Origin of the sequence: Bacillus songklensis, assembly GCF_042649685.1 — a bacterium.
Classification (GTDB): domain Bacteria; phylum Bacillota; class Bacilli; order Bacillales; family Bacillaceae_H; genus Bacillus_BA; species Bacillus_BA songklensis.
Window position 1 is genome coordinate 90,854 of record NZ_JBHRZT010000039.1, and the last position, 6,719, is coordinate 97,572.

Here is a 6,719-nt window from a genome sequence, read left to right on the forward strand (position 1 = left end):
AGGGTACAATGAAGGGTGAATATTTTGGTGAAAGCGTGACTGCTAAAGGAGGTACAAAAATGAATAAGCCGATTTGGTTATTCGTTTTTATTCTCCTGCTTTTATCTGGTTGTGGACAACCTATAAAAGGAGAACTAAAAAACGTCGGTCTTTTAGTTCCTGAAACAATCAATGATCAAGTATGGGGAACCAAAGGCTATACCGGGATGCTGAGAATACAATCCTCCTTCGATACTGACGTGTTTTATAAAGAACACATGGATTCAGAAGAGGTTGTAAGACGGGCTGTAAAGGAATTTAACGAGCGTGACGTGAATTTAATATTCGGTCATGGCGATGAATATGCACAGTATTTCAATAAAATCAGCAAGGATTATCCAAACATCCATTTTGTTTGCTTTAACGGAGAGGCAAAGGGGAAAAACGTGACAAGCTTGAATTTTGAAGGGCATGCTATGGGTTTTTTTGGAGGAATGGTTGCTGGAAAAATGACCAAGACAGACAAGATTGGTGTCATTTCCGCATTCGAATGGCAGCCTGAGGTCAATGGATTTTTTGAGGGAGCATTATACGAAAACCCCGATGTAGAGGTAGAGGTGAAATTTGTTCAACATTGGGACGATATAGAGACAGCCCTTGTCTTTTTGGAAGAAATGACAGCAAAGGGAGTGGATGTTGTATATCCCGCTGGAGATGGTTTCAATGTTCCGTTAATTGAAAATCTAAAAGAAAAAGGGCTTTATGCAATTGGTTATGTATCGGAACAGTCTGATTTAGGTGAGAACACCGTGCTGACGAGTACAGTCCAGCATGTTGATCAACTGTATGAGGTAGTGGCCAAACAATTTAATGCCGGAGAACTCAAGTCCGGAACCCTATTTTATGATTTCCAGGACGGGGTTATCTCTATGGGGGAATTCAGCCCGCTGGTTAAGGAGGAGTATCGGAATAAACTGGAAAAATACATTGAAGAATATAAAGAAACAGGCAAGCTTCCGAATCAAAAACCTTAAATGGCCAATAGGTGATGTACGTAGAAATATGATATGATATTGGTTGCAAAAATCACTGGAAAAGAGGGCGAAAAAATGGAACAGCAAAATATGCAGTTTATGCAGATTGCGATGAAGTATTTGCCGGAAGCAAAGCAATTACTGGATCAAACAGGAATTGAATTAAGCATGGAGCATCTCCAGCCGATGATGTCTTTATTAACGAAGGTAATGGCTGATGCGTATGAACTTGGCAAACAAGATGCTTTAAAGGAGAACTCTCAATAATAATGATAAAAAAGCTATCTCGTTTAAATCGAAGATAGCTTTTTTATTTGTTTTTCTTTTGAAAAAGATCGAGTAAAGGAGAGAATTCTTTAATTAATGGCTTCAAGCTTTGTATGGACGCGGCAATTTCTTGAATTTGATTTATGAGTTGATTCCAATCCGTGCCAGGGGAGAAGTCCTCCTTTGTTTGCTTTTCTTGTTCTTTGCTTTTTCTGTGGCTGCCAAACATCAATTGTGTAAAAGGGTCCTTTTTCTCTTCCAATGCTCTCACCTCTATTCTTTGGAAATGACTAAACTTATCCTGCCGACAATACTACTATATGAAAGAGAAGAAAAAAGTGAACAGGACAAACACCTAGACAAATAAAAAAAAATAACTTAAAATTAGTACCAAGTCATAATAATTGATAATAGAATGTATAAAACAGATCTTACCCTTCCAATAAAGGAGATGTTAATATGAACGCTGGGATTGTCGGTATTGGACGTTATTTACCGGAAAAAATTTTAAGAAATGCTGATTTAGAAAAAATGATGGATACCTCTGATGAATGGATTCGTACAAGAACGGGTATTCAGGAGAGGCGTATTGCATCAGATGAGGTCGATACGTCCGATATGGCGTATGAAGCGTCGTTAAAAGCGTTGAAGGATGCTGGTTTAACAGCGGAAGATCTTGATTTGATCATTGTGGCGACTGTTACCCCTGATTATCCATTCCCTTCTGTTGCCTGCATGATTCAAGAAAAGCTTGGCGCCAAGAAAGCAGCGGCTTTTGATTTGAGTGCGGCATGTGCAGGTTTTATGTATGGTATGATCACGGCACAGCAGTTTATTGAAGGCGGCGTCTATAAACACGTATTAGTAGTAGGAGTAGAAAAGCTTTCAAAAATCGTGAATTGGGAAGATCGCAACACGGCTGTTTTATTCGGTGATGGAGCTGGAGCTGTAGTAATGGGGCCTGTCGGTGAAGAACATGGTATTTTGGCATTTGAACTTGGAGCAGATGGTACAGGAGCAAAGCACCTTTATCAGGATGAATACATTTTCATGAACGGACGTGAAGTATTTAAATTTGCCGTTCGCCAAATGGGAGAATCCAGTATCAACGTATTGGAAAAAGCAGGATTGTCTAAGGAGGACGTCGACTTTTTAATTCCGCATCAAGCCAACATCCGCATCATGGAAGCGGCAAGACAACGATTAGAACTGCCGGAAGAAAAAATGTCGAAAACTGTTCACTTATACGGAAACACTTCAGCGGCTTCCATCCCGATTTCAATCGTGGAAGAGCTGGAAAATGGTAAAATAAAAGAGGACGATGTCATTGTAATGGTTGGCTTTGGCGGTGGTCTAACATGGGGAGCAATCGCCATGCGCTGGGGGAAATAATCATTCATGAGCTTATATATGGATAAATTTAGATAAGGAGATGTGAGTGACGTGGAAAAAAAGCGCGTAGTTGTAACAGGCCTAGGAGCAGTAACACCAATCGGAAATGATGTAGATACGGCGTGGAATAATGCTATTGCGGGTGTTTCAGGCATTGGGCCGTTGACAAGATTGAACCCGGATGAGTATTCAGCAAAAGTAGCAGCAGAATTAAAAGATTTTCAACCGGAAAATTATTTTGATAAAAGAGAAGCGAGAAAAATGGACCGCTTTACACAATATGCAGTAGCGGCATCACTAATGGCTGTCAAAGATGCCAACCTTGATATTACAGAAGAAATTGCCCCAAGAGTAGGAGTTTGGATCGGTTCAGGCATCGGCGGTATGGAAACGTTTGAGAGTCAATATGAAACATTTTTGGAAAAAGGGTATCGTCGTGTCAGCCCGTTTTTCGTTCCAATGATGATTCCGGATATGGCAGCCGGACAAGTATCAATTGCCCTAGGTGCAAAAGGAATCAACTCTTGTACGGTAACGGCTTGTGCGACAGGGACAAACTCTATTGGGGATGCGTTTAAAGTCATTCAACGCGGTGATGCGGATGTTATGGTGACAGGTGGAACAGAAGCGCCTATTACGAAAATGTCAGTAGCCGGATTCTGTGCAAACAAAGCGCTTTCGACGAACCCGGATCCAAAAACGGCTTGCCGCCCGTTTGATCGAAACCGTGACGGCTTTATCATAGGAGAAGGTGCTGGTGTCCTTGTTTTAGAAGAGCTGGAGCATGCATTAGCACGCGGTGCAAAAATCTATGCTGAAATCGTTGGTTATGGTGCCACAGGCGATGCGTATCATATTACGGCCCCAGCTCCAGGCGGAGAAGGCGGCGTTCGTGCAATGCGTCAGGCGATTAATGATGCAGGATTGCAGCCAAGTGATATCGATTATATCAATGCACACGGAACAAGCACAGAGTACAATGATAAATACGAAACAATGGCTATCAAAGAAGTATTTGGAGACCATGCTTACAAAGTTGCAATCAGCTCAACTAAATCCATGACAGGTCATTTGCTTGGTGCAGCCGGCGGTGTGGAAGCTATCTTCAGTGTTAAAACCATTGAAAATGGAATCATTCCTCCAACCATCAACTATAAAACACCGGATCCGGACTGTGATTTGGATTACGTTCCAAATGAAGCGCGTAAACAGGAAGTGAAAACAGTGCTAAGTAACTCCCTTGGCTTTGGCGGTCATAACGCAACTATTATTTTAAAAAAATACGAAGGTTAAAGGGGACTGTCCGGCAATCCCTTGATTGGTCCGGAATCTCTCTCGAGGATTTATTTTCGGGAGGCTGGTCTGTGAAGCTTGTTCTTGCTGCTTCACAGACCAGCCTCTTTTTTTGGCATTCCATTTAATTTTTCAGCATCAGCCCTTGTCTTTTATTCTATTCGAGGCCTTTCTGTTCTTACAGCTTGAATGGACTTACACGGATTCTCGTATAAGCATTTGGCAAGGGAGCTTCATGTAAACTGGCAAATTCTTTACGTGGATTTATATATATGAGTCCCATTTAATTTTTTAACCTCTGTCACCGGGCTTTCTTTTATTCGCGCCTTTCTGTTCTCTCATCTTGAATGAGCTTACAAAGGTTCTCGTATAAGGCTTCGGCAAGGGCCCGTAAGGGAAATGGGCGAAGCCTTATGCGTAAATGATGTAACATGGACCGCTTTTGTCCATGTTACATTATTTATGTGGATTCATATAATTAGGTAATTAAAGAATAAGACCTCATATGATAAAGAGAAGAATCTTTAAGAAAGGAAGATGTTATGCCAATTGTTGCGACAGACGAGTGGCTGGCTGAACTCGTAAAGCGACCTCATTCTTTTGTTCAAAAATTAACCGCTTATTTTCCGGAAGTATCGGCAAAGGAAGTGATCCCTTTATTAGTGAGCCATGGCATGTTTCATGTAGGAAAAGAACCGCCAATGCGAATTGAAGCTTTTACTAAACAAAACTTGTGGAAAATGATAGCTCCTCACTATAACAAGCTTCAAACATTATGGAGCGGTCCGGATATTCCTGTTTTGTTATTTCCCTCTAATTCTATGAATCGTCGTATTCAAAGGGAGTTTAACGGCAAGTCGGGGGTAGCATTCTCTGATAAATTGTTTTTGTTCGCAAATGAGGATATTGAGAAGAATGAACTGCTGGCCGTTTTGACACATGAGTATCATCATATTTGCCGTTTAAAGGCAATGAAGAAAAAAGAAGGTGAGCTAACCCTGCTCGATACTTTAGTGATGGAAGGGTTAGCGGAGCATGCCGTCAAGGAGCAAGTAGGAAAGCAATATCTTGCACCATGGACAAATTATTATCAACGGAAGCAGGCTGCCCATTATTGGAATAAATACATTAAACCAAACCGACATATAAAAAAAGAAGAGAGAAAACATGATGAATTACTGTACGGAATGAGATGGTATCCGAAAATGGTCGGTTACAGCGTAGGCTTTCATCTTGTTGCAGGATATACGGAAGCCCGGGAGCTCCCATCAGGAAAACTGCTGCATGTTCCTGCAGAAGAAATAGCGGCGAAATCCGGCTTGCAAATGTAAAGAAAGGCTTTTTACAATCAAGGACACAAACCCAAAATGTAATAAAATGCTAGATTTAGAGGCGGGTTGCAGAGGGAGCTGCATATTCTGGCTATTCCGCCTTCATCGTGGCATGTCAAAAAAGAAAAAGTGAAAGAGAACAAACATCCATTCTGCCCTATAACGAACATCTTTTATCCGTTTCTTCATAGAATATAGTAAAGAACTGGACAAGGATGACAGAGGGAGAGATGAGCGATGATGGGGTTTGAAGACGATTGATTCGATTCTTCTTATTATTAACCGGCTTTGGTTTTGCTGTAGTGGGAGGAGTGAGTGTCATTGCTTATTTGAACTTATTAACAGCCGGATACAGTTACCAGGAGTATTTACTTTATATAAAAGAAAGACCTGAATGTTATTTATCGTTGTGTGGATTTTTGTTTCTTTATCTGGCCATTTCTATGCCTCCGCAAACAAGAAGCCATAATAGAAAAGATAAAATCAATTAACATCATTTGGAATAAAATTACCTTTATCTGCCTATACTGATTGTTAATAAACAGTTAGTAAGTGAGGGGTAAAAATGCTGTATCTTCATGATGTATGGGTTAATTGGTTCGAAGGTGAGGAAAATGGTTATAATGTTTGCAGTTTTCATGAGTGGCGTAAGGATGATTGCGTTGAACTGCTTGACCAGACTCCTTTATTGAAAGTTCAGCCACTTCTGTTTCATTACATTGAAAATGATTTATCCGAGTTACCTCAACAATTACTAAACGATGTCTATCAAAAAGCTTATATCCGGAAAAACCATGAGCGAATTCAACTAGAATATTGTTTTGTGGTAACAGACGGGCAAGAAATCCTAGCCGTTGATACAATGGGATATCACATTCCTATTCGCAAGAGTCGTTTGATTCCAAGGCAAGAGCAACTTGTGTATGAAATGATTCAAGAACAAGATGTGACAGTATATGAGTTTGATGAAAGAGAACTAACAAATAAGGAACATCATATTTTATCACCGTCACCAGAGACGATGAGAGGATTGACAAGAAAAGAACGGCAATTAAAGCAATTGTTATTCATGGCCTTAGATCAGCTTCATACGTCTAAAAATGTTGCACAAGTCCGTTACTGGTACACGGAGTGGAATCCTGGAGAATATCAAAAAACGCAGCAAATGTCATTTGAAGAAGTATGGCAGAACTTATATGAAGAAACGAGAAACGGATGGTCCGGGAAGCATTTGTCCTTATGCGAAAACCTAATAAAAGGACAGCCCTTCTTTGAAAAGCTCTGGGAAATGGAACAAGAGCCGAAAGTTAATTAAAAAGAGGGTGTCCCATAAGTTCAAAAAAATGATGGGTTTTATGTTTTATGCAAAATGGACCGTCAATCAAAACCCTTGGTATTACCGGATTTATATAACGGTCCATTT

Annotated in this window: 8 protein-coding genes; 7 read left to right on the forward strand and 1 reads right to left on the reverse strand. The window is 40.5% G+C overall.

All coding sequences use genetic code 11. The features are described from left to right. Positions 1-59 precede the first annotated feature (59 nt). Both ACFOU2_RS09410 and ACFOU2_RS09415 read left to right on the forward strand, forming a co-directional pair. Entirely contained in the window at positions 60-1,013 is a 954-nt protein-coding gene (locus ACFOU2_RS09410; RefSeq protein WP_377914469.1) for a BMP family ABC transporter substrate-binding protein, read from the forward strand. Positions 1,014-1,088: 75 nt separating this feature from the next. Then, complete coding sequence (locus ACFOU2_RS09415; RefSeq protein ID WP_377914471.1) at positions 1,089-1,280, forward strand: ComZ family protein; 192 nt, start codon at positions 1,089-1,091, stop codon at positions 1,278-1,280. A gap of 43 nt (positions 1,281-1,323) precedes the next feature. Here the strand turns inward: ACFOU2_RS09415 and ACFOU2_RS09420 are convergent, their stop codons facing one another. After that, on the reverse strand, positions 1,324-1,542 hold the full coding sequence (locus tag ACFOU2_RS09420; RefSeq protein WP_377914473.1) for a hypothetical protein: 219 nt from the start codon (positions 1,540-1,542) through the stop codon (positions 1,324-1,326). Between the two features lie 197 nt (positions 1,543-1,739). Between ACFOU2_RS09420 and ACFOU2_RS09425 the strand changes: the two genes are divergently transcribed. From ACFOU2_RS09425 to ACFOU2_RS09445, 5 genes are all read left to right on the forward strand, one after another. Next, the gene (locus tag ACFOU2_RS09425; RefSeq protein ID WP_377914475.1) at positions 1,740-2,672 is read left to right on the forward strand and encodes a beta-ketoacyl-ACP synthase III; all 933 of its coding nucleotides are present in this window, start codon (positions 1,740-1,742) and stop codon (positions 2,670-2,672) included. A gap of 51 nt (positions 2,673-2,723) precedes the next feature. Beyond that, positions 2,724-3,965, forward strand: a complete 1,242-nt coding sequence (fabF, locus tag ACFOU2_RS09430; protein WP_377914477.1) for a beta-ketoacyl-ACP synthase II — start codon at positions 2,724-2,726, stop codon at positions 3,963-3,965. A 542-nt stretch (positions 3,966-4,507) separates the two neighbouring features. After that, positions 4,508-5,296 carry a DUF2268 domain-containing protein gene (locus ACFOU2_RS09435; RefSeq protein WP_377914479.1) on the forward strand — a complete coding sequence of 263 codons (789 nt, stop codon included), beginning with the start codon at positions 4,508-4,510 and terminating at the stop codon, positions 5,294-5,296. A 257-nt stretch (positions 5,297-5,553) separates the two neighbouring features. After that, positions 5,554-5,787 carry a hypothetical protein gene (locus tag ACFOU2_RS09440; protein WP_377914481.1) on the forward strand — a complete coding sequence of 78 codons (234 nt, stop codon included), beginning with the start codon at positions 5,554-5,556 and terminating at the stop codon, positions 5,785-5,787. A gap of 74 nt (positions 5,788-5,861) precedes the next feature. Beyond that, positions 5,862-6,611, forward strand: coding sequence for a YjbA family protein (locus ACFOU2_RS09445; RefSeq protein WP_377914482.1), 750 nt, complete (start codon positions 5,862-5,864; stop codon positions 6,609-6,611). The last annotated feature ends 108 nt before the right edge of the window (positions 6,612-6,719 follow it).

Coding starts and splice junctions, on each gene's coding strand:
- ACFOU2_RS09410 (WP_377914469.1), top strand. CDS start 60: ATGAATAAGCCGATTTGGTTATTCGTTTTTATTCTCCTGCTTTTATCT.
- ACFOU2_RS09415 (WP_377914471.1), top strand. CDS start 1,089: ATGGAACAGCAAAATATGCAGTTTATGCAGATTGCGATGAAGTATTTG.
- ACFOU2_RS09425 (WP_377914475.1), top strand. CDS start 1,740: ATGAACGCTGGGATTGTCGGTATTGGACGTTATTTACCGGAAAAAATT.
- ACFOU2_RS09435 (WP_377914479.1), top strand. CDS start 4,508: ATGCCAATTGTTGCGACAGACGAGTGGCTGGCTGAACTCGTAAAGCGA.
- ACFOU2_RS09445 (WP_377914482.1), top strand. CDS start 5,862: ATGCTGTATCTTCATGATGTATGGGTTAATTGGTTCGAAGGTGAGGAA.